Origin of the sequence: Pseudomonas sp. BIC9C (assembly GCF_034541995.1) — a bacterium.
In the GTDB taxonomy this organism is placed as follows: Bacteria; Pseudomonadota; Gammaproteobacteria; order Pseudomonadales; family Pseudomonadaceae; genus Aquipseudomonas; species Aquipseudomonas fluorescens_CC.
On sequence record NZ_JAWDGM010000001.1, the window covers coordinates 1,998,100 to 2,021,960 of the forward strand.

Annotated in this window: 22 protein-coding genes and 1 pseudogene; 13 read left to right on the forward strand and 10 right to left on the reverse strand. The window is 60.6% G+C overall.

The genetic code is table 11. From position 1 onward, the window contains the following. Window positions 1–61 precede the first annotated feature (61 nt). The 7 genes from RS887_RS09330 to RS887_RS09360 form a co-directional block, all read right to left on the reverse strand. On the reverse strand, window positions 62–628 hold the full coding sequence (locus RS887_RS09330; protein WP_322615124.1) for a GNAT family N-acetyltransferase: 567 nt from the start codon (window positions 626–628) through the stop codon (window positions 62–64). 114 nt (window positions 629–742) lie between these two features. Beyond that, window positions 743–1,513, reverse strand: coding sequence for an electron transfer flavoprotein subunit beta (locus RS887_RS09335; RefSeq protein WP_322615125.1), 771 nt, complete (start codon window positions 1,511–1,513; stop codon window positions 743–745). A 15-nt stretch (window positions 1,514–1,528) separates the two neighbouring features. Further along, window positions 1,529–2,749, reverse strand: a complete 1,221-nt coding sequence (locus tag RS887_RS09340; RefSeq protein ID WP_322615126.1) for an electron transfer flavoprotein subunit alpha/FixB family protein — start codon at window positions 2,747–2,749, stop codon at window positions 1,529–1,531. Then, on the reverse strand, window positions 2,749–4,698 hold the full coding sequence (gene dgcB, locus RS887_RS09345) for a dimethylglycine demethylation protein DgcB (protein ID WP_322615127.1): 1,950 nt from the start codon (window positions 4,696–4,698) through the stop codon (window positions 2,749–2,751). Before dgcB ends, RS887_RS09340 begins: the two co-directional genes overlap by 1 nt. Window positions 4,699–4,871: 173 nt before the next feature. Then, on the reverse strand, window positions 4,872–6,932 hold the full coding sequence (gene dgcA / locus RS887_RS09350; RefSeq protein ID WP_322615128.1) for a dimethylglycine demethylation protein DgcA: 2,061 nt from the start codon (window positions 6,930–6,932) through the stop codon (window positions 4,872–4,874). Between the two features lie 15 nt (window positions 6,933–6,947). Then, on the reverse strand, window positions 6,948–7,478 hold the full coding sequence (locus RS887_RS09355) for a DUF5943 domain-containing protein (protein ID WP_322615129.1): 531 nt from the start codon (window positions 7,476–7,478) through the stop codon (window positions 6,948–6,950). Window positions 7,479–7,556: 78 nt separating this feature from the next. After that, the gene (locus tag RS887_RS09360) at window positions 7,557–8,534 is read right to left on the reverse strand and encodes a dipeptidase (RefSeq protein WP_322615130.1); all 978 of its coding nucleotides are present in this window, start codon (window positions 8,532–8,534) and stop codon (window positions 7,557–7,559) included. A gap of 224 nt (window positions 8,535–8,758) precedes the next feature. On the opposite strand from RS887_RS09360, the gene RS887_RS09365 reads away from it, so the two are divergent. The 4 genes from RS887_RS09365 (at window position 8,759) to RS887_RS09380 (ending at window position 10,384) form a co-directional block, all read left to right on the forward strand. After that, the gene (locus RS887_RS09365) at window positions 8,759–9,160 is read left to right on the forward strand and encodes a lysozyme inhibitor LprI family protein (protein WP_322615131.1); all 402 of its coding nucleotides are present in this window, start codon (window positions 8,759–8,761) and stop codon (window positions 9,158–9,160) included. Window positions 9,161–9,372: 212 nt separating this feature from the next. After that, on the forward strand, window positions 9,373–9,627 hold the full coding sequence (locus tag RS887_RS09370) for a type II toxin-antitoxin system RelE/ParE family toxin (protein ID WP_322615132.1): 255 nt from the start codon (window positions 9,373–9,375) through the stop codon (window positions 9,625–9,627). Further along, window positions 9,611–9,934: a helix-turn-helix transcriptional regulator gene (locus RS887_RS09375; RefSeq protein WP_322615133.1), complete on the forward strand. Its 324-nt coding sequence runs from the start codon at window positions 9,611–9,613 to the stop codon at window positions 9,932–9,934. Before RS887_RS09370 ends, RS887_RS09375 begins: the two co-directional genes overlap by 17 nt. Window positions 9,935–9,967: 33 nt before the next feature. Further along, a complete protein-coding gene (locus RS887_RS09380; protein WP_322615134.1) occupies window positions 9,968–10,384 on the forward strand; it encodes a DUF3010 family protein in 417 nt (138 codons plus the stop codon). 125 nt (window positions 10,385–10,509) lie between these two features. Here the strand turns inward: RS887_RS09380 and RS887_RS09385 are convergent, their stop codons facing one another. Then, window positions 10,510–11,454 carry a GlxA family transcriptional regulator gene (locus RS887_RS09385; protein ID WP_085716447.1) on the reverse strand — a complete coding sequence of 315 codons (945 nt, stop codon included), beginning with the start codon at window positions 11,452–11,454 and terminating at the stop codon, window positions 10,510–10,512. Window positions 11,455–11,678: 224 nt separating this feature from the next. Here RS887_RS09385 and RS887_RS09390 point away from each other — a divergent pair, with 224 nt between their 5' ends. The 6 genes and pseudogenes from RS887_RS09390 (at window position 11,679) to RS887_RS09415 (ending at window position 17,171) form a co-directional block, all read left to right on the forward strand. Then, entirely contained in the window at window positions 11,679–12,623 is a 945-nt protein-coding gene (locus RS887_RS09390; protein ID WP_322615135.1) for a choline ABC transporter substrate-binding protein, read from the forward strand. 95 nt (window positions 12,624–12,718) lie between these two features. Continuing rightward, a complete protein-coding gene (locus RS887_RS09395; RefSeq protein WP_008019488.1) occupies window positions 12,719–13,606 on the forward strand; it encodes a 3-keto-5-aminohexanoate cleavage protein in 888 nt (295 codons plus the stop codon). A 130-nt stretch (window positions 13,607–13,736) separates the two neighbouring features. Continuing rightward, window positions 13,737–14,702: an L-carnitine dehydrogenase gene (locus RS887_RS09400; protein ID WP_095964145.1), complete on the forward strand. Its 966-nt coding sequence runs from the start codon at window positions 13,737–13,739 to the stop codon at window positions 14,700–14,702. 164 nt (window positions 14,703–14,866) lie between these two features. After that, window positions 14,867–15,343: a thioesterase family protein gene (locus tag RS887_RS09405; RefSeq protein ID WP_322615136.1), complete on the forward strand. Its 477-nt coding sequence runs from the start codon at window positions 14,867–14,869 to the stop codon at window positions 15,341–15,343. 13 nt (window positions 15,344–15,356) lie between these two features. Continuing rightward, window positions 15,357–16,648: pseudogene (locus tag RS887_RS09410) on the forward strand (gamma-butyrobetaine dioxygenase). Window positions 16,649–16,904: 256 nt separating this feature from the next. After that, complete coding sequence (locus RS887_RS09415) at window positions 16,905–17,171, forward strand: hypothetical protein (RefSeq protein ID WP_007995656.1); 267 nt, start codon at window positions 16,905–16,907, stop codon at window positions 17,169–17,171. A gap of 96 nt (window positions 17,172–17,267) precedes the next feature. On the opposite strand, the gene RS887_RS09420 is transcribed toward RS887_RS09415, so the two are convergent. Together RS887_RS09420 and RS887_RS09425 are read right to left on the reverse strand one after the other, a co-directional pair. Continuing rightward, window positions 17,268–18,371 carry a GlxA family transcriptional regulator gene (locus tag RS887_RS09420; RefSeq protein ID WP_007975492.1) on the reverse strand — a complete coding sequence of 368 codons (1,104 nt, stop codon included), beginning with the start codon at window positions 18,369–18,371 and terminating at the stop codon, window positions 17,268–17,270. A gap of 514 nt (window positions 18,372–18,885) precedes the next feature. Then, window positions 18,886–20,262 (reverse strand): L-serine ammonia-lyase, encoded by a 1,377-nt coding sequence (locus tag RS887_RS09425; RefSeq protein ID WP_322615137.1) that lies wholly within the window; start codon window positions 20,260–20,262, stop codon window positions 18,886–18,888. A 435-nt stretch (window positions 20,263–20,697) separates the two neighbouring features. On the opposite strand from RS887_RS09425, the gene RS887_RS09430 reads away from it, so the two are divergent. The 3 genes from RS887_RS09430 to choV all read left to right on the forward strand — a co-directional run bounded on the left by RS887_RS09430 (window position 20,698) and on the right by choV (window position 23,732). Next, window positions 20,698–21,645, forward strand: coding sequence for a choline ABC transporter substrate-binding protein (locus tag RS887_RS09430; protein WP_322615138.1), 948 nt, complete (start codon window positions 20,698–20,700; stop codon window positions 21,643–21,645). 66 nt (window positions 21,646–21,711) lie between these two features. After that, window positions 21,712–22,557 (forward strand): choline ABC transporter permease subunit, encoded by an 846-nt coding sequence (choW, locus tag RS887_RS09435; RefSeq protein ID WP_008019482.1) that lies wholly within the window; start codon window positions 21,712–21,714, stop codon window positions 22,555–22,557. Then, on the forward strand, window positions 22,554–23,732 hold the full coding sequence (gene choV, locus RS887_RS09440; protein ID WP_111285513.1) for a choline ABC transporter ATP-binding protein: 1,179 nt from the start codon (window positions 22,554–22,556) through the stop codon (window positions 23,730–23,732). The genes choW and choV overlap by 4 nt, the downstream gene beginning before the upstream one ends. The last annotated feature ends 129 nt before the right edge of the window (window positions 23,733–23,861 follow it).

The following is a 23,861-nucleotide window of genomic DNA, read 5'->3' on the forward strand; positions in this document are numbered from 1 at the left end:
AGCGTGGACGAGGGGGCGTGGCGTTGTGGATAACCGTCGCTGGTCGAACTCTCGAGCCAGCTCAGGGCCTGTGCATAAGATAGGCGTCACCGGTGACACGGATCATTGGATGAGGGGTGACCTGGCAGGTTTTGATGATCCCGAAACCGTGCCGCTCGTAAAAGCGCCGGGCACCCGTGTTGGCGGCATAGTCGATCAGGCTCAGGCCATTGAGCCCCAGTCGCTCGGCACGCGCTTGAGCATGGGCGAGAAACTGCACGCCCAGCCCCCGATTGCGCCAGCCTTCATGCAAGGCCAGGCTGGAGATGTAGAGGGTATCGGGTACTTCCATGTCGGCGTAAGGCGCCAGTACCGGGTCGGTCGTCGGCACCGTCAGTGGATCGTGGCGCATCACGTAACTGTGCATCATCCCAATGACCTGGCCATCGGCCTCGGCAATCAGGCAGTTCTGGTAGGAGAAATCCACGTTGTCGCGGGCATACCGAATGGCGCCTACGTCCAACAGATCCTGGCCGGGCTCTGCGATCTGGCTCCAGATGTAATCTGAAGCGCCCTCGGATGAAATCTGGAACAAGCGAGCAATCTCGCGCGCGTCCGCGCGCACTGCCGGACGAAACTCAACAGCCATTGAACAGCACTCCATGAAAACAAAAGAGCGCCCGATTTAACGCGGGCGCTCCTGGCGCGGCAATGCACCTGATGGAAGGTTGTATATCGGGATGTTGCTACCTGAAGCCCGGCATCAGCGAACCACGCCTTCCTCGATCAGCAACTTGAGAATGGCTTCAGCTCCAGCTTGCGCCGTAACGCCCTTGAGCACTTGTCCACCGCCGCCACTGGCTTTCGCCGTTGCGGCTTTCATCCGGTCAGCACCGCTCTTGGCCTTGATCACCTTCAAGCGCTTGGGCCGTGGCTTGGCCGGTTGCAGGGTGGCCACCGCCAGCAGTTCATCGTCGACCACTTCGACTTCATCGGCCTGCAACACCCCGCGGCGTGCCGGGCCGTAGGCGCTCTGCCGAGGCTTGGGCGCGGCGTTATCCACAGTCGCCAGGAACGGCAAGCGCACCTTCAGGCGACGACGTTGACCACGGGGCAAGGCTTGCAGCACCAGCGCCGACCCGCCGTCGATGGATTCGACTTGCGCCAGCCCCACCACCAGCGGCCAGCCGAGACTTTCCGCCAGCAGGAACGGCAGCATGCCCGACCCTTCGCCGGTTTCCGCCTGGCTGCCGGTCAATACCACCTGGGCCCCGGCATCACGCAGATAGGCGGTCAGCGCCGGCAGCGCATCGGCGCCCTCCGGCTGTTCCAGTACGTGGAGTTGTTCCAGGCCCATACCCAGATAGGCGCGTAACGCAGGCTCGCCGACGTCGCCGGCATGCAGCACCTGCAAGTTATCCCCAGCCAGTTGCAGGCCCAGTTCCACCGCCCGCGCATCCTGTTCCGCGCGACGGGGCCGACCGGATGTCGGGTGGGCGCCGATGGACACCAGGCTGATGATTTTCGTGCTCATAACCCTTTCCTTCCCTTAAGCCGCATCGCGCTTGGCGTCGTTGCGGTAAGCCTCTACCGCCTCGATCAAGGCTTGAAGAATCTCCGCGCTCTCGCCGATCACCGAGAGGTCCGCACGCTTGATCATGTCGCAACCAGGGTCGAGGTTGATCGCCACCACCTTGTCGCAGGCACCAATGCCTTGCAGGTGCTGGATCGCTCCGGAAATCCCCACTGCCACATAGACCCGTGCGGTGACCCAGGTGCCGGATGCCCCGACCTGACGGTCGCGGGCCATGAACCCGTCGTCCACCGCCACCCGCGATGCACCTTCGGTCGCGCCGAGGGCTTCGGCGGTCCGGTGGAAAAGTCCCCAGTCCTTGACCCCATTGCCGCCGGAGAAAATGAACTCGGCTTCGGCCATGGGGATGGCCGCCGGATCGACTGCCACCGCGCCCAGGTCTTCGATCCGCGACAGGCTGCGCGCCACGGCTGTGGATAACTCCACGGGCAGCGCTTCGTGACGGGTTTCGCTGACCGGTTCGGCGCACTCGGCAGCCGCCAGAATCAGTCGTGCCAGTGGACGGGCAAGGTCTTGCAGACCCGCGCCGGCGCGGCCGATGCACTCCTGATCCTTGACCTGCCAGACCCGTGTGGCCGGGCGTTCGCCCAGTGCCGCGGCAAAGCGCCGTCCCAGTTCGCCGCCACCGCTGCGGCTATCCGGCAGCAACCAGTGACGCGGGCTGAACTGGTTATCCACAGCCCGCAGGCCCTGGACCCGTTGCTCTGGTGCATAACCGTTGAATTCTTCGCCTTCCAGCACCAGCAGGCGGTCGACGCCCGCCGTAGCGAAAGCGTTTTCCTTGTGCTCGCCAAACACCACGGCCAGCACCGCGCCGTCCTTGCCGGCCAGCTGATGGGCCAGGCCCAGCAGGTCGCGGTCGTGACTGCTCAAGCGACCACCGACCATGTCCGGCACCACGCTGATGTAAAACGCCGGTGCGGTCACCTGATGCAATGGCAACTGCACTTCGACAGTGGCCGAGCGTTTAGTCGTCCCGCCCTGCTGGGCGCCGCTACGGTCGATCCGTTTGATCCCATTGGGACCGATAAAACCGATCCCGTGAGGATTCTTGCGGATGACGCCGTTAGGCCCCATCCAGCTGTGTTGCGCCGGTTGCATGGCCGCGTGCAGCGGGTGTAGACGGTTGCGGGCGATCCATTCGGCGCGAGGGTCGCGGCGGATAATGTCACTCATCAATGCACCTCCGCAGGTTCACGTTTGGCCGGTGCCGAAGGCTTTCCCGGCGCGGCGTCTTCGAGCAGCGCATCAGCCACCAGTTCGGCGATGTCCTTGATCAGCGGACGGGGTTCGACCACGCCTTCGAGCATCGCGGTGCACTGTGGACAACCCACGGCCACCAGTTCGGCGCCGGTTTCGCGGATGTCTTCCATGCGCATGTCGGGAATGCGTTGCTTGCCGGGAATGTCGGTGATCGGCGCACCGCCGCCACCGCCGCAGCAGCGGGAGCGGAAACCGGAGCGCTGCATTTCTTTCACTTCAATCCCGAGGGCGCGCAGTACCTGACGCGGTGCCTCGTACTCGCCGTTGTAGCGGCCGAGGTAGCACGGGTCGTGATAGGTCACGCTGTCGCCTTTGTGCTGACCGAGATTGAGCGCGCCAGCATCGATGATTTCCGCCATGTAGGTGCTGTGGTGCTGCACCAGGTAGTTGCCATCAAATGCGCCGTACTCGTTTTTCAGCACGTGGAAGCTGTGCGGGTCGCAGGTGACGATGCGGTTGAAACTGTATTTGGCCAGGGTCTGGATATTGCGTTTGGCCAACAGCTGGAAGGTCGCTTCATCACCCAGACGCCGCGCCACGTCACCACTGTCACGTTCTTCGAGGCCGAGCACGGCGAAGTCGATTTTCGCCGCCTTGAGCACTTTGACGAACGCACGCAGGGTGCGCTGGTTACGCATGTCGAAGGCACCGTCGCCAACCCAGAACAGCACGTCGGTGGATTTCTTTTCATTGAGCAGGTTGAGGTTCAGGTCAGCCGCCCAGTTCATCCGCCCGCCCGGCGCGAAGCCGCCCGGGTTGTCGGTGGCGATCAGGTTTTCCAGGACTTCCGCGCCCTTGTTCGGGGTCGCGCCTTTTTCCAGGGTCAGGTGACGGCGCATGTCGACAATGGCATCGACGTGCTCGATCATCATCGGGCATTCCTCGACGCAGGCGCGACAGGTGGTGCACGACCACAGGGTCTCGGCGTCCACCAGGCCGTTGACGATCGGCTGATGCGGATTACCCGCGTGCTCACCAATCGGTTTGCCCGGATACGGACTGCCGGCGAACTTCGCATCGGTGCCGCCAGCCAGGCCGACGACCATGTCCTGAATCAGTTTTTTCGGGTTCAGCGGCTGGCCGGCAGCGAAGGCTGGGCACGCTGCTTCGCACTTACCGCACTGCACGCAGGCGTCGAAGCCGAGCAACTGGTTCCAGGTGAAATCCTTGGGTTTTTCCACGCCCAGTGGCGCGTTCGGATCGTTCAGGTCGAGCGGTTTCAACCCCGTGGAACGACCGCCGCCAAAGCGTTCGGCGCGACGGTGCCAGGCCAGGTGCAAGGCACCGGCGAAGGCGTGCTTCATCGGCCCGCCCCAGGTCATGCCGAAGAACAGCTCGGACACGCCCCACAGCACGCCAACCCCGAGAATCGCTGCCAACAGCCAGCCGCCAAAGTTTTCCGGCAGGATCCCGGCCACCGGCAGGGTCACCAGGAAGAACGAGGCCGAGAACGCCAGCAGGCTTTTCGGCAGGCGCATCCACGGGCCTTTCGACAGGCGCGAAGGCGGGTTGCGCCGACGCAGGTAAACAAAGATCGCGCCGACGAACATCACCGCCGACATCAACAACAAGGCATAGCCGAGAAAGCGGTTATGCAGGCCAAAACCGTGCACCAGTATCGCCAGCACGGCGGAGGCTACCGCACCGCCAGCCGTGGCAACGTGGGTATTGGCAATGTATTTGTCCCGCGCCACCACATGGTGCAAATCGACCATGTAGCGCTTGGGCATGGCGAACAGGCCACCGATCAGGTCGACTTTCGAAGCCCGGCCTCGGCGCCACATGGCCACCCGCCGCAACGCACCCAGAACCGCAAGGCCCAGGGCAGCGAACAACAGGATTGGAAGAAGGGTGTTCAACATGGTGGAGCTCCCAAAGACCTCGGGCTTAACTACCTGGATGACTTGCTCGACCCCCTGCAGGAGCGAACTTGCTCGCGATGGGCGTTAACGATGACGCGTGCGGTCTGGAAAAACGCGGCGTCTTCAAATCCATCGCGAGCGAGCTCGCTCCTACAGGGGTTGTCCACAAGCTCTTAGAAATCCTTGCACAGCCGCAGCGCGTCGTAGATCGCCGCGTGTACGTTACGCTGGGCCACGCAGTCGCCGATGCGGAACAGCAGGTAGCCGTCGCCGCTCTGTTCCAGGCATGGCTGCGGCTTGATCGCGAACAAGGCTTCGACGTCGATCTGGCCTTTGTTGCGCGAGCCTTCCTTCAGCGCGTAGTAGATTTCTTCGTCCGGGCGCACGCCGTTTTCAACGACCACCTGGTCCACCACCCGCTCCTCTTTGGCGCCGGTGTATTCGTTTTCCAGTACCGCCACCAGCTTGTCGCCTTCGCGGTAGACCTTCTCCAGCATCATGTCGCCGGTCATGATCACTTCTTTCGGATACATGCTGCGGTAGTAAGTCGGGAACGACGTACCGCCAATCGCCACGCCCGGCTTGATGTCGTCGGTGACGATCTCGACCTGACTGCCCTTGTCGGCGATGAAGTCGGCGGTCGACATGCCGGTGAATTCGCAAATGGTGTCGTAGACCAGTACGTTCTTGCCCGGCGCTACCTTGCCATCGAGGATGTCCCAGCTGCTGACCACCAGGCCTTCAGCCGCGCCCCAGTGCTCGTTCTGCTCGATGAACGGATGACCGCCGACCGCCAGCACCACCACATCCGGACGCAGGTCCATGATGGTCGGCGCATCCGCCGCGGTGCCCAGGCGCAGGTCGACTTTCAACCGTGCCAGTTCCAGCTGATACCAGCGGGTGATACCGGCGATCTGGTCACGCTGCGGCGCTTTCGACGCCGTGGTGATCTGCCCACCGATGAATTCCTTCTTCTCGAACAGGGTCACGTCGTGGCCACGCTCGGCAGCCACACGAGCGGCTTCCATCCCCGCCGGGCCGGCACCGACCACCACCACCTTGCGTTTTTTACCGGTGGTTTTTTCGATGATGTGCGGCAGGCCCATGTATTCACGGGAGGTCGCCGCGTTCTGAATGCACAACACATCCAGGCCCTGATACTGACGGTCGATGCAGTAGTTGGCACCAACGCACTGCTTGATCTGGTCGATCTGGCCCATCTTGATCTTGGCGATCAGGTGCGGGTCGGCAATGTGCGCGCGGGTCATGCCGACCATGTCGACGTAACCGCCTTCCAGAATACGGGTGGCCTGGTTCGGGTCCTTGATGTTCTGCGCGTGCAGCACGGGAACCTTGACCACTTCCTTGATACCGGCCGCCAGATGCAGGAATGGCTCCGGTGGATAACTCATGTTCGGAATCACGTTGGCCAGGGTGTTGTGGGTGTCGCAACCCGAACCCACGACGCCGATGAAATCGAGCATGCCGGTGTCGTCGTAATACTTGGCGATCTGCTTCATGTCCTCGTGGGACAGGCCATCGGGGTGAAATTCGTCACCGCAGATACGCATGCCCACGCAGAAATCGTCACCGACCTCGGCGCGCACGGCCTTGAGCACTTCCAGACCGAACTTCATGCGGCCTTCGAAGGTGCCGCCCCATTCGTCGGTACGCTTGTTGACCCGAGGGCTCCAGAACTGGTCGATCATGTGCTGGTGCACGGCCGACAGTTCCACGCCGTCCAGGCCACCGGCCTTGGCGCGACGCGCAGCTTGTGCGTAGTTGCCGATCACCCGCCAGATTTCTTCCGGCTCGATGGTTTTGCAGGTGGCGCGGTGCACCGGCTCACGTACGCCGGACGGCGACATCAGCGTCGGCCAGTTGAAACCGTCCCAACGGGAGCGACGGCCCATGTGGGTAATCTGGATCATGATCTTGGCGCCGTGCTTGTGCATGGCGTCGGCCAGATTCTGGAAGTGCGGAATGATGCGATCGGTGGACAGGTTCACCGAACTCCACCATTCCTGCGGGCTGTCGATGGCGACTACGGACGAACCGCCGCAAATCGCCAGGCCGATCCCGCCCTTGGCCTTCTCTTCGTAATACTTGACGTACCGATCGGTGGTCATGCCGCCGTCGGTCGCGTAGACCTCGGCGTGCGCGGTACTGAGCACGCGGTTGCGGATGGTCAGTTTGCCGATCTGGATCGGCTGGAACATTGCTTCGAAAGCCATGGCGGGTTCCTCGACTTACAACGGCTTGACGATGAACAAGCCGTCTTCGTGGCCCTCTTCGGAGCCACCGTAGACTTGCTCGGCCACGGTGCGGATCTTGCTGCCGCGAGCGGCGAGGATCTGGTCCATCGCGCCTGCAAACCAGCCGGTGAACATGTAGTCGACCTTGCGCCCGACCTTGCCGTACACGTAGACGAACGCCGAGTGTTCGAGCTTGACGCTGCAGGTGCCTTGGTCGAGGTCGATGTCCTGGATCTTGAACAGGCCCCAGCCGCGCTGCGACAGGCGCTTCATGTAGTGCTCGAACACCGCGACGCCTTCCAGGCCATGGCATTCGGCTTCTTTTTCACACCAGTGCCAGGCGGACTTGTAGCCGGCCTTGTAGAGGATTTCGGCGTAGGCTTCGGCGCCCAGCACTTCCTCGATGCCCATGTGGTTGTTGACGAAGAAATGGCGTGGCACGTACAGCATCGGCAGGGCGTCGGAAGTCCAGACACCGGTTTCGCTGTCGACTTCGATAGGCAATTGCGGGGCGATCTTGGCCATGGAAACTTAACTCCAGAAAAATTTTGGTGTTGCCCCCGGCTCGGACGGCCGGGGGAAAGGATTCAGAGATGCGGTGGCTTATTCGCCCCAGACGTCATTCAGGACATTCACCCAGTTCTCGCCCATGATCTTGCGCACCACACGCTCGGAGTGGCCGCGCTTGAGCAAGGTCTCGGTCAGGTTCGGGAACTCACCCACGGTGCGGATGCCCAGCGGGTTGATGATCTTGCCGAAGCTGGTCAGACGACGGGCGTAGCCCTTGTCGTGGGTCAGGTACTCGAAGAAGTCCTGGCCGTGACCCTGGGTGAAGTCGGTGCCGATGCCGATGGAATCTTCGCCGACGATGTTCAAGGTGTATTCGATGGCTTCGGCGTAGTCGTCGATGGTCGAATCGATGCCCTTGGCCAGGAATGGCGCAAACATGGTCACGCCGACGAAACCGCCGTGATCGGCAATGAACTTGAGTTCTTCATCGGACTTGTTGCGCGGGTGCTCTTTGAGGCCCGACGGCAGGCAGTGGGAGTAGCAGACCGGTTTCTTCGACTCGAGGATGACTTCTTCGGAAGTCTTGGAGCCGACGTGGGACAGGTCGCACATCACGCCAACCCGGTTCATCTCGGCGACGATTTCGCGACCGAAGCCCGAAAGGCCGCCGTCACGCTCGTAGCAGCCGGTACCGACCAGGTTCTGGGTGTTGTAGCACATCTGCACGATACCGACGCCCAGTTGCTTGAACACCTCGACGTAACCGATCTGGTCTTCGAAGGCGTGGGCATTCTGGAAGCCGAAGAGGATGCCGGTCTTGCCCTGCTCCTTGGCCTTGCGGATGTCGGCGGTGGTACGCACCGGAATCACCAGGTCGCTGTTCTCGCGGATCAGTTTCTGGCTGGCGGCGATGTTGTTGACGGTGGCCTGGAAGCCCTCCCACACCGACACGGTGCAGTTGGCTGCGGTCAGACCGCCCTTGCGCATGTCTTCAAACAGCTCGCGGTTCCACTTGGCAATAATCAGCCCGTCGATAACGATGCTGTCGGCGTGCAATTCGGCTGGGCTCATCAGGCTGTCCCCTTATTAGCGATTCATGCGCCGAATCGTCTGCCGGCGCTTTGGGGCCAGCATATGCCTGAGGACCGGGGGAGCCGGGTGCAAAAACGACAGGGGGTTTGCCGAAAGCGTCAATCCGCGACAAAGGGTCGTAGTCAGGCACAATCACCGACCTGTTCAAGGCCCTTGGCTTGGGCCAGAATTCGCCGCATCACTGGAATAGAGCGGCGACCTGAATGAAATCCATCCTTCTGGCTTTGGCATTGATTGCGACCGGCGTACACGCAGCGCAGGAATCTGACGACAACCCGTGCGACAAAGTCGAAAACGACGTCCAGACCCTCGAGTGCTCGGCCTTCAGCAAAACCACCGCCGAAGACCTGCTCAAGGAAAACCTCCAGGGCCTGACCGACCGCATGCAGTCGCGATACGGCAAAAACCCGTCGCAACTGGCCGACATCACGGCCAAGCTCAAGGCCGCTCAACAGCAATGGCTGAAGACCCGGGATGCCGACTGCGCCGTCGAAGCCTTCCCGGCCACCAGCGGCAGCAAGGCGTTCACCATTGCCCAGAACGATTGCATTGCGCGGATGAGTGACGAACGGTCGGAGTTTTTGGAGTCGATTGGGCAGGAGTAATCCTGATTCAACCGGCGAAAGCGGGTAGAACCATCAGCTATCGCGCTCAAAAAAGACTATTCCCGCAGCTTTCCCAGACCAATCCCGCATGTCCTTGCCGATAGGAGCGTTGACGCTCCAATCGGCGCAATAGCCTGACAAGATTTGCTTGTTGGCCAGCTGGAAAATATAAGTAAAGATTCGCAAATCTTATAAAAGACTTATATTCTTCCATGAACAGCATTCACTGGACTCGAAATGCCGTTAAGCAGCTCTTGAGATTGCATTCCGCTCACCAGATTCAGGTTCGTGATGCCATCACGGCGCTCGCCGACATGCCTGACGTAAGTCAGGTCAAGGCACTCGTTGGTCATGACTACGCTTATCGACTGCGCGTCGGTAATTACAGGGTCATGTTCAACTGGGACGGCGCGATCAAAGTGGTCAGTATTCAAGAGGTCAAAAAACGCGATGAACGCACCTACTGACGTTCAAATCATCAATGACGAAAACGGCAATCCCGCGTTCGTCGTCATTCCCTACGCGCAATACATCGCGCAGAAAATCGAGCCCGACCTTATTCCTCACGAAGTGGTGAGTCGAATTGTCGATGGCGCCACCCCCATCCGCGCCTGGCGCGAACACTTGAACCTTACACAGGATGAAGTGGCCAGACGCATGGGCATTACCCAGCCGGCTTTCGCCCAGCAAGAAACGGTCGCCAAACCTCGCAAGGCCACCCGCGAAAAAATCGCTGCGGCTTTCGGCATCAACGCCAGTCAGCTTGAGCTGTAAGCTGCTCACCTTCTGTCACTAACGGGATTCAACATGAAAGTCTGCGGCATCGAAATCAAGGGCAGTGAAGCGATCATCGCCGTGGCCATGCTCGATGGTCAGGTACTGAGCCATGTTGCGCTCGCTGCCAAGAAAATTGCCCTGGACGATGACGACGAAGCCGCCAACGTCAAAGTGTTCGCCGCTCAGGTCGCTTCGTTTGTCCGTGAGAACTCCATCGACCGCATTGCGATCAAGAAGCGCAGCAAGAAAGGCGAATTCGCCGGTGGGCCGACCACGTTCAAGATCGAAGGGATTTTCCAGCTGCTGGAGAATTGCGAAGTGACCTTGATGTCGCCGCAGACCATCAATGCGCAGGCAAAGAAGCGCGGGCTTGAGCTGCCGGCGACGCTGAACAAGTATCAGCATGAGGCATACAAGGCTGCCTGCTCGGCGTTACTGAAAAAGTAACCTTCAACCCTGTAGGAGCGAGCTCTGCTCGCGATGGACGTTAACGATTACACGTGCTGCCTGAATGAACGCGTTGCCCAGGCGTTTTTCGCGAGCAGGCTCGCTCCTACAGGGTTCTCAGTTGTTCATGCTTTCGCGGTACGCCGATCCTCCCGCGGACAGCGCTCATACTTCGCCCGATAACTGCGGGTGAAATACGACGGCGATTCAAAGCCGCAGGCAATGCTCACTTCCAGCACGCTCATGTCGGTCTGGCGCAACAACTGCCGGGCTTTCTCCAGCCTTAGCCGCAGATAGAAATTGCTCGGTGTGTCATTCAGGTGCAACCGAAACAGTCGCTCCAGCTGCCGCCGCGTCACCTTGATCGATTCCGCCAGTTCCAGCGTACTCAGCGGCGGTTCGCTGTGCTGCTCCATCTCGCCGATCACGTGCACCAGCTTCTTGTTGCTGATGCCATAGCGCGTGGCGACTTCCATGCGCTGGTGGTCTTTGCGCGGGCGGATGCGGCCAAGCACGAATTGTTCGCTGACCTGGATCGCCAGCTCGGGGCCGTGGGCCTGGGCGATCAGATCCAGCATCAGGTCAATGGAAGCGGTGCCGCCGGCGGAGGTGATGCGCCGGCGGTCGATCTCGAACAGTTCCTGGGTGACGCTGAGCTGTGGATAGGACTCCTTGAAGGCATCGATGGCTTCCCAGTGCAGGGTCAGGCGATGGCCGTCGAGCAAACCTGCCTCAGCGAGGATGAAGCTGCCGGTGTCGATCGCCCCGAGCGTCACGCCTTCGTTGTCCAGGCGGCGCAACCAGTGTTCCAGCGCCGGGGTGGCGAATTTCAGGGGTTCGAAACCGGCGACCACCAGCAGCGTCGCGCCCTTTTTCAACGGTTCCAGCGCCGCATCGGCGTTGACCGACATGCCGTTACTGGCCAGCACCGCCCCGCCATCGGCGCTCAGCACATGCCAGCGATAGAGCTCGCCGCGAAAGCGATTGGCGACCCGCAACGGCTCGATGGCCGAGATAAATCCGATGGCCGAAAAACCCGGCATCAACAAGAAGTAGAAATCCTGGGACATGGAGCGCACTCGCTTAGCAGGTAACAAGAGGCCAGGTAACGAGAGGGCGGGCAGCGTAGGGATGTTGATACGCCACTTGCAAGCGGCATTCAAGAGCACAGGTCGCTGCAGTGCAAGAGTCGGTCGCCGCAGTGCGCTTTCATGGGCGCTTAGCTGCGTAACTTGGCATCACCGGCGCATCAGACACCGGAACTCACAATAAACGAACTGCCGAGGAACCTGAGATGAAACGACTGATCAGCAGCTGTGTTCTTGCACTCAGTGGTACCGCTTTGCTGAGCGCCAGTGTCATGGCCGCCGAACCCGCCGCGTGCCAGAACGTGCGCATGGGTGTAGTGAACTGGACCGACGTGATCGCCACCAGTGCCATGACCCAGGTACTGCTCGATGGCCTCGGCTACAGCACCAAACAAACCAGCGCCTCCCAGCAAATCATCTTCGCCGGGATCCGCGATCAGCGTCTGGACCTGTTCCTCGGTTACTGGAACCCGCTGATGACCCAGACCATCACCCCGTTCGTCGACGCCAAACAGGTCAAGGTACTTGAAGCGCCAAGCCTGGAAGACGCCCGCGCGACCCTCGCCGTGCCGACCTACCTCGCCGACAAGGGCCTGAAAACCTTCGCTGACATCGCCAAATTCGAAAAAGAACTGGGCGGCAAGATCTACGGCATCGAGCCTGGCTCGGGCGCCAACACCCAGATCAAGGCGATGATCGCCAAGAACCAGTTCGGCCTCGGCAAGTTCCAGCTGGTCGAGTCCAGCGAAGCCGGCATGCTCGCCGCGGTGGATCGCGCCGTGCGTCGCAACGAAGCCGTGGTGTTCTTCGGCTGGGCGCCGCACCCGATGAACGTCAACGTGAAAATGACCTACCTCACCGGCAGCGACGACGCCCTGGGCCCGAATGAAGGCAAGGCCACCGTGTGGACCGTCACCGCACCGACCTACGCCGAACAATGCCCGAACGTCGGTCGCTTGCTGAGCAACCTGACGTTCACCGCCGAAGACGAGAGCCGGATGATGCAGCCGCTGCTGGATCACAAGGACGCTTTCGAGTCGGCCAAACAATGGCTCAAGGATCACCCGCAGGACAAGAAACGCTGGCTTGAAGGCGTCACCACCTTCGATGGCAAACCGGCCGCTGAAAACCTGCAACTGACCAGTAAGTAAACCCAACGAACCACCGACTCGCAGCCCCAACGGGCTGCGAACGGGACCACCACGCCTGGCCAAAAACCAAAAACTCGCCTGTAAGGAACCGCCAAATGAACCACGACGTCATCATCACCTGCGCACTCACCGGTGCTGGCGACACGACCGCCAAGAGCCCACACGTGCCGGTCACCCCGAAACAAATCGCGGCCGCCGCCGTGGAAGCCGCCAAGGCCGGTGCCACCGTGGTTCACTGCCATGTGCGCGACCCGCAAACCGGCAAGTTCAGCCGTGACGTGGCGCTGTATCGCGAAGTGATGGAGCGCATCCGCGAGGCGGACGTGGACATCATCGTCAACCTCACCGCCGGTATGGGCGGCGACCTGGAAATCGGTGCCGGCGAGAATCCGATGGAATTCGGCCCGAACACCGACCTGGTTGGCCCGCTGACCCGCCTGGCCCACGTCGAGGAGCTGCTGCCGGAAATCTGCACCCTGGATTGCGGCACCCTGAACTTCGGCGACGGCGACACCATTTACGTCTCCACCCCGGCCCAGCTGCGCGCTGGCGCCAAACGCATTCAAGAGCTGGGCGTGAAGGCCGAGCTGGAAATCTTCGACACCGGTCACCTGTGGTTCGCCAAGCAGATGATCAAGGAAGGCCTGCTCGACAACCCATTGTTCCAACTGTGCCTGGGCATCCCTTGGGGCGCGCCGGCGGACACCACCACCATGAAAGCCATGGTCGACAACCTGCCGGCCGACGCGGTCTGGGCCGGCTTCGGTATCGGTCGCATGCAGATGCCGATGGCCGCGCAAGCGGTGTTGCTCGGCGGCAACGTACGGGTCGGGCTGGAAGACAACCTGTGGCTGGACAAGGGTGTACTGGCGACCAACGGCCAACTGGTCGAGCGCGCCACGGAAATCCTCAGCCGCCTCGGTGCCCGCGTCCTGACGCCGGCTGAAGGCCGCAAGAAAATGGGCCTGACCCAGCGCGGTTAATCAAACACAAAAACCTGTAGGAGCGAGCTCGCTCGCGAAAAAGGTACAGCCGACGCCAATCAGCGCCTGGAATACCATCGCGAGCAAGCTCGCTCCTACAGAGGATCACCGAATTCTCTAGGAAATCACCATGAGCTTTATCACCGAAATCAAAACCTTCGCCGCCCTGGGCAGCGGTGTCATCGGCAGCGGTTGGGTATCCCGCGCCCTCGCCCATGGCCTGGATGTAGTGGCCTGGGACCCGGCCCCCGGTGCCGAAGCGGCCCTGCGCAAGCGTGTCGCCAACGCTTGGGGCGCCTTGGAAAAGCAAGGCCTGGCGCCGGGTGCATCGCAGGATCGCCTGCGCTTTGTCGCAACCATCGAAGAGTGCGTGCGCGATGCCGACTTCATTCAGGAAAGCGCCCCTGAACGGCTGGAGCTGAAACTGGACCTGCACAGCAAAATCAGCGCGGCGGCCAAGCCCAATGCGCTGATCGGTTCCAGCACCTCCGGTCTGTTGCCGAGCGAGTTCTACGAAAGCGCCACGCATCCGGAACGCTGCGTGGTCGGTCACCCGTTCAACCCGGTGTACCTGCTGCCATTGGTGGAAGTGGTCGGTGGCAAGAACACCGCGCCGGAAGCGGTGCAAGCGGCGATGAAAGTCTATGAATCCCTGGGGATGCGCCCGTTGCACGTGCGCAAGGAAGTACCGGGTTTCATCGCCGACCGCCTGCTCGAAGCGCTGTGGCGCGAGGCGTTGCACCTGGTCAACGACGGCGTGGCGACGACCGGCGAAATCGACGATGCAATCCGCTTCGGCGCCGGTTTGCGCTGGTCGTTCATGGGCACGTTCCTGACTTACACCCTGGCCGGCGGTGATGCCGGCATGCGCCACTTCATGGCGCAGTTTGGTCCGGCATTGCAGCTACCCTGGACTTACCTGCCGGCACCTGAACTGACCGACAAGCTGATCGACGACGTGGTCGATGGCACCAGCGATCAACTGGGTAAACACAGCATTTCGGCGCTGGAGCGCTATCGTGATGACTGCCTGCTGGCGGTGCTGGAGGCGGTGAAGACCACCAAAGAGAAGCATGGGATGGCGTTTAGCGAGTAAGTCTCATGTCATGAGGCCAGCAGTACCGGCCTCTTCGCGGGCAAGCCCGCTCCCACAGTGATTTGCGGTGTGAACACAATTTATCTCACTCAGCAGAACCCTGTGGGAGCGGGCTTGCCCGTGAAAGCGCCAGTTAAGTCACCACCATTGTTGGAACATTTATCATGCCCGCACTGACCACCTACCAAACCACCATCATCCCCGACTGGGTCGACTACAACGGCCATCTGCGCGACGCCTTCTACCTGCTGATTTTCAGCTATGCCACCGATGCCCTGATGGATCGCCTGGGCCTGGACAGCAACAGCCGCGAGGCCAGCGGCAACTCGCTGTTCACCCTCGAACTGCACCTGAACTACCTGCACGAAGTGAAGCTCGATGCCCAGGTCGAAGTGCACACCCAAATCATTGCCCACGACAGCAAGCGCGTGCACCTCTACCACAGCCTGCATCTGGTCGGTGATGCCCAGGAACTTGCAGGCAACGAACAGATGCTGCTGCACGTGGATCTCGCCGGGCCGCGTTCGGCACCGTTCAGCGAGCAGTCCCTGAGCCGACTGCAAGCCATCGTCGCCAAACAGGCGGACCTGCCAACACCCGAGTATGTTGGCCGAGTGATCGCATTACCCCCAAAAAAATAACAAGGAGATCGCCATGAACACCGCCGCTGCATTTGCTGACTTTCGTACCTATCCGTTGATCAGCGCGCTGACTGGCGTGCAGACCCTGGCGGACCGTGTTCTGGTGAAGTGGGCCGACGATCGCGTCAGCCCTTTCCACCATCAATGGCTGCGGGACAATTGCCCGTGCCCGCAGTGCGTCTACACCGTGACCCGCGAGCAAGTGCTGGAAATCGTCGATGTGGCTCAGAATTTGATGCCCGATAACGCCAGTATCGACAACGATGGCTGCCTGGCGGTTGATTGGCAGGACGGCCACTGCAGTCGTTTCGACCCCGGCTGGCTGCGCGCCCACGCCTATGACGATGAATCCCGCGCCGAGCGCCAGCAACGCAAGCCTGTAGCCAGGCTCTGGCACAGCGATTTGCAGTTGCCGGTGTTCGAATATCAAGCGCTGATGAACGACTCCGACGCCTTGTTGCAATGGTTGTTGGCGGTGCGGGATGTCGGATTGACCCAGGTCCGTGGCGTGCCCACCGAACCCGGCTCTCTGAAGCTGATCGCCCAACGGATTTCCTTCATCCGCGAGAGCAATTTCGGCGTGTTGTTCAACGTGCAATCCAAGGCCGATGCCGACAGCAACGCCTACACCGCCTTCAACCTGCCGCTGCACAGCGATTTGCCGACCCGGGAGTTGCAACCGGGGCTGCAATTCCTGCATTGCCTGGTCAATAACGCCAAGGGTGGCGAGAGCATCTTCGTCGACGGTTTTGCCATTGCCGACGCCTTGCGCCAGGAAGACCCCGAATCCTTCAAAGCCTCTGCGAAATCCCCGTGGAGTTTCGCAACAAGGACCGTCACAGCGACTACCGCTGTCTCGCGCCGATCATTGCCCTGGATGCGTCGGGGCAGGTATCGGAAATCCGCATGGCGAACTTTCTGCGCGGGCCGTTCGATGCCTCGGTAGAGCAGATGCCCAGGCTGTACAAGGCCTACCGGCGCTTTATCGCGATGACCCGCGAGCCTCGATTCAGGTTGATGCAACGGCTCAATCCCGGTGAACTGTGGTGCTTCGACAACCGCCGCACCCTGCATGCCCGCAACGCCTTCGACCCCGCCAGCGGGGCGCGGCATTTCCAGGGCTGCTATGTCGACCGGGATGAGTTGTTGTCGCGCATTTGGTGCTGCAACGCTAGACCGCGTCATCGTTCATCGCGAGCAAGCTCGCTCCCACATTCAATCGCATTCCTCCGAGAGAATTCGGTCAACCTGTGGGAGCGGGCTTGCCCGCGATGGCGCCAGTCCAGACACCGCATACCTCCCTGATTCACAGGCAAAAAAAGCCCCGATCAAGCCGTGACAGGATCGAGGCAGAGGGTACTGTTGAGGAGCTGCCGTTCGAGGGTGACCAAACCTTCGTGAAGCGAGCTGAGTCCAGTGTGCCCACTCCCCTGCGGGCCAGGTTAGCCGAAAACGACATGTTCATAACCAATTGAGCCATTGCGACAAATCGTCCTTGCCGACACCCGGCACCCCCACCAGAATCGAACCACGACACCGTTCCCTGAAGAAGGATTGCGTCATGATGCACGCTGATTTGATAGACCAGGAAGACCTGTTGGGCCAGCTCAAGTCATTGGGTTTCGAAGTGCCCACCGGCGCCACCGCAGAGCAAGCCTGCGAGTGTGCGGTACGGGGTTTGAACGATGTACGGGCGATGACCTTGCGGACCATGGTCAAGCAGATGTACACCAGCAGCGCGACCATCCTGCCGGCGGTGCGCCAGGCGATCGACAAGCAGTTGTTGCCGGCATTGGCGGAGTATCAGCAGAGCCACACAGGCCGATAAAAAGCCTTCGCGAGCAAGCCCGCTCCCACATTTGATCTGTGTCGTTCACAGAACCAATGTGGGAGCGGGCTTGCTCGCGAATGAAAGCGCCTCGGTTTAGAGCCTTACACTGGCAAATGTCGACTCGTTACGCGCCTGGCTCAGCGCCGACAACGGCCCGGACAACGGCGACAGCACCAGGGCTTGCGGCAGCGGCATCATCGCCACTTGCTGGGTCGTGTTGGAGCCAACGCGCTCGTCACGCGGCGGAATGCCGAAGTACTCGCGGTAGCACTTGGAGAAGTGCGGTGTGGACACGAAACCGCAGACTGACGCCACTTCGATGATCGACATCGGTGTCTGCTTGAGCAACTGCCGGGCGCGGATCAGGCGCAGCTTGAGGTAGTAACGCGATGGCGAACAGTGCAGGTATTTCTGGAACAGGCGTTCGAGCTGACGACGGGACACCGCGACATACACCGCCAGTTCGTCGAGGTCGATCGGCTCTTCGAGGTTGGCTTCCATCAGCGCAACGATTTCCTGCAATTTTGGCTGGTTGGTGCCGAGCATGTGCTTGAGCGGCACACGCTGGTGATCCTGTTCGTTGCGAATGCGCTCGTAGACGAACATTTCCGAAATGGCCGCCGACAGTTCACGACCGTGATCGCGACTGATCAGGTGCAGCATCATGTCCAGCGGCGCGGTGCCGCCCGAGCTGGTGAAACGGTTACGGTCAAGGGTGAACAGACGGGTGCTCATGGCTACCCGCGGGAAAGCTTCCTGCATCGCTGCCAGACATTCCCAGTGCACGCTGCAATCGAAGCCGTCGAGCAGGCCGGCGCAGGCCAGGGCCCAGCTGCCGGTGCACACCGCGCCGAGGCGGCGAGACTGGCGGGCCTGGCTTTGCAACCACGACACGTGTTCCCGGGTAACAGTGCGCTGAATACCGATACCGCCGCAGACGATGACAGTGTCCATTGGCGGGGCTTTGTGCATGGAGGCGTCGGGGGTGATCTGCAGACCGTCACTGGCCCAGACCTGACCGCCATCGACGGTGAGGGTGGTCCAGCGATACAGCTCGCGACCGGACAATTGGTTGGCCATGCGCAGGGGTTCCACTGCGGAGGCCAGAGAAATCAGCGTGAAATTGTCCAGCAGCAGAAAGCCAATGGATTGAGGCGCACGGTTCTGGGGTTGGGCCCCGGAGTTGAACGTCGTCATCGCGGTATCTCCTCACACAAAGCGGGTGATGGCCTCAGGCGGAGGCTCTTTTTATTGCCATCGTTCTCGCGTGGGAGACGGGCTTTGTAATGACAGAGCAATTGCCATGCCTAAATTTGAATGCGCGTTCAATAACTCCTAAAAACGACGTCGGAATGTGTCTATATATGACGTGCAAGGAGTGGGGATTTAAATGGCCATCAGGCCTGGCAAGCGCCCCGGCCCGCAAGCTGTGAGCAATTCGGTAGCACTTGTGGGAACAGGGCTACGAGCGGCTGGAAAAGAGTGTCACCACAGGCACGGGTGACGAATGGTCGAAGTCTTGAATGACTCCGACCGCTGGCAAGACGATTTATCTATAAGCGACGCACTAAAAGGTGGCGCGGGTTCGAGCGGGTGTTCTCTTGGCGCGCAGTTTTGACTGGTCTGCCGCCTTCGCGAGCAGGCTCGCTCCCACATTGGAATACATATCAACTGTGGGAGCGAGCCTGCTCGCGATTGGGTCGACTCGGTTTCAGCACTCCACCGCACTCACCGCCAACCCGCCCCGCGATGTCTCCTTATACTTGTCATGCATGTCGGCACCGGTATCGCGCATGGTGCGGATCACCCGATCCAGCGAGATAAAGTGCTGGCCGTCGCCGCGCAAAGCCATTTGCGCCGCATTGATCGCCTTGACCGCCGCAATTGCATTGCGCTCGATGCACGGCACCTGGACCAGCCCACCCACCGGGTCGCAGGTCAGGCCGAGGTTGTGTTCCAGCCCGATCTCCGCCGCGTTGCACAGTTGCTCTGGTGTGGCGCCAAGAATTTCTGCCAGCCCGGCCGCCGCCATGGCGCAGGCCGAACCGACTTCGCCCTGGCAACCGACTTCGGCACCGGAGATCGAAGCGTTCTTCTTGCACAGGATTCCCACCGCCGCCGCGCCGAGGAAGTAGTCAACGACATTGGCGTCGGTCACCGCTTCGCTGAACTTCATGAAGTAATGCAACACCGCCGGAATGATCCCCGCCGCGCCGTTGGTCGGTGCCGTGACCATGCGCCCGCCGGCGGCGTTCTCTTCATTGACCGCCAGGGCGAACAGGTTGACCCATTCCATGGCACTCAAGGTCGAGCCGATCACGTTGGGTTTGTTCAACTCCTGCAAGCTGCGATGCAGCTTGGCCGCGCGGCGGCGCACGTTCAGCCCGCCGGGCAGGATGCCTTCGTGTTTCAGGCCTTGTTCGACGCAATCCTGCATGGCGCGCCAGAGCTTCATCAGGCCGCTGCGGATTTCTTCTTCGCTGCGCCAGACTTTCTCGTTGGCCATCATCAATTCAGCCACACGCAGGTTGTGTCTTTTGCACAGCTCCAGCAGCTCGGCGGCACTGGAAAAATCGTAGGGCAGCACGGTGCGATCCAGGTCCACCACGCCGCTGGAGGCTTGCGCCTGATCGACGACAAAACCGCCACCGACCGAATAATAGGTATCACGATGAAGCTCGCCATGATCGTCTTCGACAATCAGGGTCATGGCGTTGGGGTGGTACGGCAGGTTTTCGTCGATCAGGCGCATGTCCCTGGCCCAGATGAACGGCACCGACAGCCGACCGTCAAGCAACAGCGTGTGGGTTTCGCGCAGGGCCTGGATACGGATGCCGATTTGCGACGGATCGATCGCATCCGGCCACTCGCCCATCAAGCCCATGATCACCGCATTGTCGCTGCCGTGGCCGATGCCGGTAGCCGACAACGAGCCGAACAGCTGGACTTCGACACGCCGCACCTGCTCCAGCAAATTACGCTCGCGCAAGCCCTGCACAAACAACGCCGCCGCCCGCATGGGCCCCACGGTGTGCGAACTGGAAGGACCGATGCCGATTTTGAACAGGTCGAAAACACTGATAGCCATTACTGCCGAACTCCTGGATGGGCCCACTGCGCACGCAAAAGCGCGCGGTAACGGAGCTGCTACGCTCAAGCTGCAATCCGCCGAGATGACCGCATCATCAAGCTTTTATCGTGTTGTTCGACGTCTCTAACCGACGCACTCATGCCCACCAGCGCCGCGTGTCTTTTACGCCGTGTTTTCGCCGTTTTTTTGCGGTTCAGAGCGAGAAAATGGGCTGAAAAAATCTGTAAACGACGTCACCGACACTGGATGCGACCATCCCTGTACTGGATACGACGCACCCTGTAGGCGTCAGATTTTCACTGGTACATGATCATATCGACTCGATTGCAAGGCGCCGTGGTAGAGCTGTCTCCAGAACGCCATCCAACCGCAACCTATAAGTGCGGTGGTCCAGTCGGAACACTGCCAAAAAAAACACCAAGGAGTCCATCCATGAAAGGTTCCCCGTCGTTGTTGTTGGCCGCCATGCTTAGTCTGCCGGTGCTGGCGCAAGCCGCAGAACCGGCGCAGTGCAGTACCGTAAACTTCTCCGATGTCGGCTGGACCGACATCACCGCGACCACCGCGACCACCAGCGTCGTGCTCGATGCCCTCGGCTACAAGACCAAGACCACCATGATTTCCGTGCCCGTGACCTACAAGTCCCTGGCCGACGGCAAGAACATGGACGTGTTCCTCGGCAACTGGATGCCGACCATGGAAAACGACATCAAGGCCTACCGCGACGCCGGCACCGTGGATGTCGTGCGCACCAACCTCAAGGGCGCCAAGTACACCCTCGCCGTTCCCCAGGCCCTGTACGACAAAGGGCTGCATGACTTCGCCGACATCGCCAAGTTCAAGAAAGAGCTCGACGGCAAGATCTACGGCATCGAGCCTGGCAACGACGGTAACCGCCTGATTCAGACGATGATCGACAAGAACGCCTTCGGCCTCAAGGACGCGGGCTTCAAGGTCGTCGAGTCCAGCGAAGCCGGCATGCTGTCGCAGGTCGACCGCGCTCAGAAACGCGACACCGCCGTAGTCTTCCTCGGTTGGGCGCCGCACCCGATGAACAAGCGCTTCAAGATTCAATACCTGACCGGCGGCGACGATTTCTTTGGCCCGGATTTCGGTGCTGCCACCGTGGCGACCAACACCCGCAAGGGTTACGCCGAGGAATGCAGCAACGTGGGCCAACTGCTGAAAAACCTGGAGTTCACTGTCGACATGGAAAGCGAACTCATGGGCAACATCCTGGACGACAAGATGAAGCCTGACGCGGCCGCCAAGGCCTGGCTGAAAAAGAATCCACAGGTGCTCGATACCTGGCTCGCTGGCGTGACCACCACTGACGGTAAACCTGGCCTGGAAGCCGTGAAAGCCAAGCTGAATCAGTAATCGCTTATGCCGGACGGCTCCGGCCGTCCGGGCTGTTTATTTCCTTGCATGCGGACGTTCACTACCATGCTGATTGATCAGAAAATCCCTTTAGGCCAGTACATCGCGGGCTTCGTTGAATGGTTGACGCAACACGGCGCCAGCACCTTCGACGCAATCGCCGTGTCACTGGAAACGATGATCCACGGCGTGACGTTTGCGCTGACCTGGTTCAACCCGCTGGCACTGATCGGCCTGATCGCGCTACTGGCACACTTCATTCAACGAAAATGGGGCCTGACCGCGTTTGTCGTTGCCTCCTTTCTGCTGATCCTCAATCTGGGGTACTGGCAGGAAACCATGGAAACCCTCGCCCAGGTGATGTTCGCCACCCTGGTCTGCGTGGTCATCGGCGTACCGCTGGGCATCGTCGCGGCGCACAAGCCGATGTTCTACACTTTAATGCGTCCGGTACTCGATCTGATGCAGACCGTACCGACCTTCGTTTACCTCATTCCTACCCTGACCCTCTTCGGGCTGGGTGTGGTCCCGGGCCTGATCTCCACGGTGGTGTTCGCGATTGCCGCGCCCATCCGCCTGACCTACCTGGGTATCCGCGATGTCCCGGAAGAATTGATGGACGCCGGCAAGGCCTTTGGCTGCTCGCGTCGCCAACTGCTGACGCGGATCGAACTGCCTCACGCCATGCCGAGCATCGCGGCCGGCATCACCCAGTGCATCATGCTGTCGTTGTCGATGGTGGTGATCGCGGCACTGGTAGGCGCCGACGGATTGGGTAAACCGGTGGTCAACGCACTGAATACCGCTGATATCGCCCTGGGCTTCGAAGCGGGCCTGGCGATCGTACTGCTGGCGATCATGCTCGACCGTATCTGCAAACAACCCGAAGCCAAAGTAGGGGGTGACGCATGAGCATAATTCGCTTCGAAGACGTCGACGTGATCTTCACCAAAGATCCACGCGAGGCACTGAAACTTCTCGATCAAGGCTTGACCCGCAGCGAGATCCTGAAAAAGACCGGGCAGATCGTTGGCGTCGAAAAGGCCAGCCTGGATATCGAAAAAGGTGAAATCTGTGTGCTGATGGGCTTGTCCGGCTCCGGCAAATCCAGCCTGCTGCGCTGCATCAACGGCCTCAACACCGTCAGCCGCGGCAAGCTGTTCGTCGAGCACGAAGGCAAGCAGATCAACATTGCTTCCTGCTCCGCCGCCGAGCTGAAAATGATGCGCACCAAGCGCATTGCGATGGTGTTCCAGAAGTTCGCCCTGATGCCCTGGCTGACCGTTCGCGAGAACATCAGTTTCGGCCTGGAGATGCAAGGCCGTCCTGAAAAGGAACGCCGCAAACTGGTGGATGAAAAGCTTGAACTGGTGGGCCTGAGCCAATGGCGCAACAAGAAGCCCAACGAGCTGTCCGGTGGTATGCAACAACGCGTGGGCCTAGCCCGTGCGCTGGCAATGGACGCCGACATCCTGTTGATGGACGAACCGTTCTCGGCACTCGACCCGCTGATCCGCCAAGGCCTGCAAGACGAACTGCTGGAACTGCAACGCAAGCTGCACAAGACCATCGTCTTCGTGAGCCACGACCTTGATGAAGCGCTGAAACTCGGCAGCCGTATTGCGATCATGAAAGACGGCCGGATCATCCAGTACAGCAAACCGGAAGAAATCGTCCTCAACCCGGCGGACGACTACGTGCGGACCTTCGTGGCCCACACCAACCCGCTGAACGTACTGTGCGGTCGCAGCCTGATGCGCACCCTGGACAACTGCAAACGCATCAACGGTTCGGTATGCCTCGATCCGGGCGGCGATTCGTGGCTGGACCTGGCGGAAGGCAACACTATCAAAGGCGCACGCAAGAACGGCTCGAGCATGGACCTGCAGAACTGGATGCCGGGGCAAGCCGTCGAAGGCCTGGAACGCAAGCCGACGCTGGTGGACTCCAACATCGGCATGCGCGACGCGCTGCAGATTCGTTATCAGACCGGCAACAAGCTGGTGCTGCACGATAACAATCATGTGGTGGGGATTCTTGGCGACAGTGAGCTGTATCACGCACTGCTCGGCAAGAACCTGGGGTAAGGCAACAGATGCAAAAACGCCGCGAGAGTATCGCGGCGTTTTTGTTTGTGCAGAAATTCAACTGTAAACAGAGAACCCTGTGGCGAGGGGGCTTGCCCCCGTTGGGTCGCGCAGCGGCCCCAAACCCGG

Bases quoted from the DNA above. Each gene is read 5' to 3' on its own strand.
- RS887_RS09375 (WP_322615133.1), top strand. From the start codon at position 9,611: ATGAACGCACCTACTGACGTTCAAATCATCAATGACGAAAACGGCAAT.
- RS887_RS09335 (WP_322615125.1), bottom strand. From the start codon at position 1,513: ATGAGCACGAAAATCATCAGCCTGGTGTCCATCGGCGCCCACCCGACA.
- RS887_RS09390 (WP_322615135.1), top strand. From the start codon at position 11,679: ATGAAACGACTGATCAGCAGCTGTGTTCTTGCACTCAGTGGTACCGCT.
- RS887_RS09360 (WP_322615130.1), bottom strand. From the start codon at position 8,534: ATGAGCCCAGCCGAATTGCACGCCGACAGCATCGTTATCGACGGGCTG.
- RS887_RS09370 (WP_322615132.1), top strand. From the start codon at position 9,373: ATGAACAGCATTCACTGGACTCGAAATGCCGTTAAGCAGCTCTTGAGA.
- RS887_RS09425 (WP_322615137.1), bottom strand. From the start codon at position 20,262: ATGGCTATCAGTGTTTTCGACCTGTTCAAAATCGGCATCGGTCCTTCC.
- RS887_RS09405 (WP_322615136.1), top strand. From the start codon at position 14,867: ATGCCCGCACTGACCACCTACCAAACCACCATCATCCCCGACTGGGTC.
- RS887_RS09415 (WP_007995656.1), top strand. From the start codon at position 16,905: ATGATGCACGCTGATTTGATAGACCAGGAAGACCTGTTGGGCCAGCTC.
- dgcB (WP_322615127.1), bottom strand. From the start codon at position 4,698: ATGTTGAACACCCTTCTTCCAATCCTGTTGTTCGCTGCCCTGGGCCTT.
- choV (WP_111285513.1), top strand. From the start codon at position 22,554: ATGAGCATAATTCGCTTCGAAGACGTCGACGTGATCTTCACCAAAGAT.
- RS887_RS09365 (WP_322615131.1), top strand. From the start codon at position 8,759: ATGAAATCCATCCTTCTGGCTTTGGCATTGATTGCGACCGGCGTACAC.
- RS887_RS09395 (WP_008019488.1), top strand. From the start codon at position 12,719: ATGAACCACGACGTCATCATCACCTGCGCACTCACCGGTGCTGGCGAC.
- RS887_RS09430 (WP_322615138.1), top strand. From the start codon at position 20,698: ATGAAAGGTTCCCCGTCGTTGTTGTTGGCCGCCATGCTTAGTCTGCCG.
- choW (WP_008019482.1), top strand. From the start codon at position 21,712: ATGCTGATTGATCAGAAAATCCCTTTAGGCCAGTACATCGCGGGCTTC.
- dgcA (WP_322615128.1), bottom strand. From the start codon at position 6,932: ATGGCTTTCGAAGCAATGTTCCAGCCGATCCAGATCGGCAAACTGACC.
- RS887_RS09330 (WP_322615124.1), bottom strand. From the start codon at position 628: ATGGCTGTTGAGTTTCGTCCGGCAGTGCGCGCGGACGCGCGCGAGATT.
- RS887_RS09420 (WP_007975492.1), bottom strand. From the start codon at position 18,371: ATGACGACGTTCAACTCCGGGGCCCAACCCCAGAACCGTGCGCCTCAA.
- RS887_RS09355 (WP_322615129.1), bottom strand. From the start codon at position 7,478: ATGGCCAAGATCGCCCCGCAATTGCCTATCGAAGTCGACAGCGAAACC.
- RS887_RS09340 (WP_322615126.1), bottom strand. From the start codon at position 2,749: ATGAGTGACATTATCCGCCGCGACCCTCGCGCCGAATGGATCGCCCGC.
- RS887_RS09385 (WP_085716447.1), bottom strand. From the start codon at position 11,454: ATGTCCCAGGATTTCTACTTCTTGTTGATGCCGGGTTTTTCGGCCATC.
- RS887_RS09400 (WP_095964145.1), top strand. From the start codon at position 13,737: ATGAGCTTTATCACCGAAATCAAAACCTTCGCCGCCCTGGGCAGCGGT.
- RS887_RS09380 (WP_322615134.1), top strand. From the start codon at position 9,968: ATGAAAGTCTGCGGCATCGAAATCAAGGGCAGTGAAGCGATCATCGCC.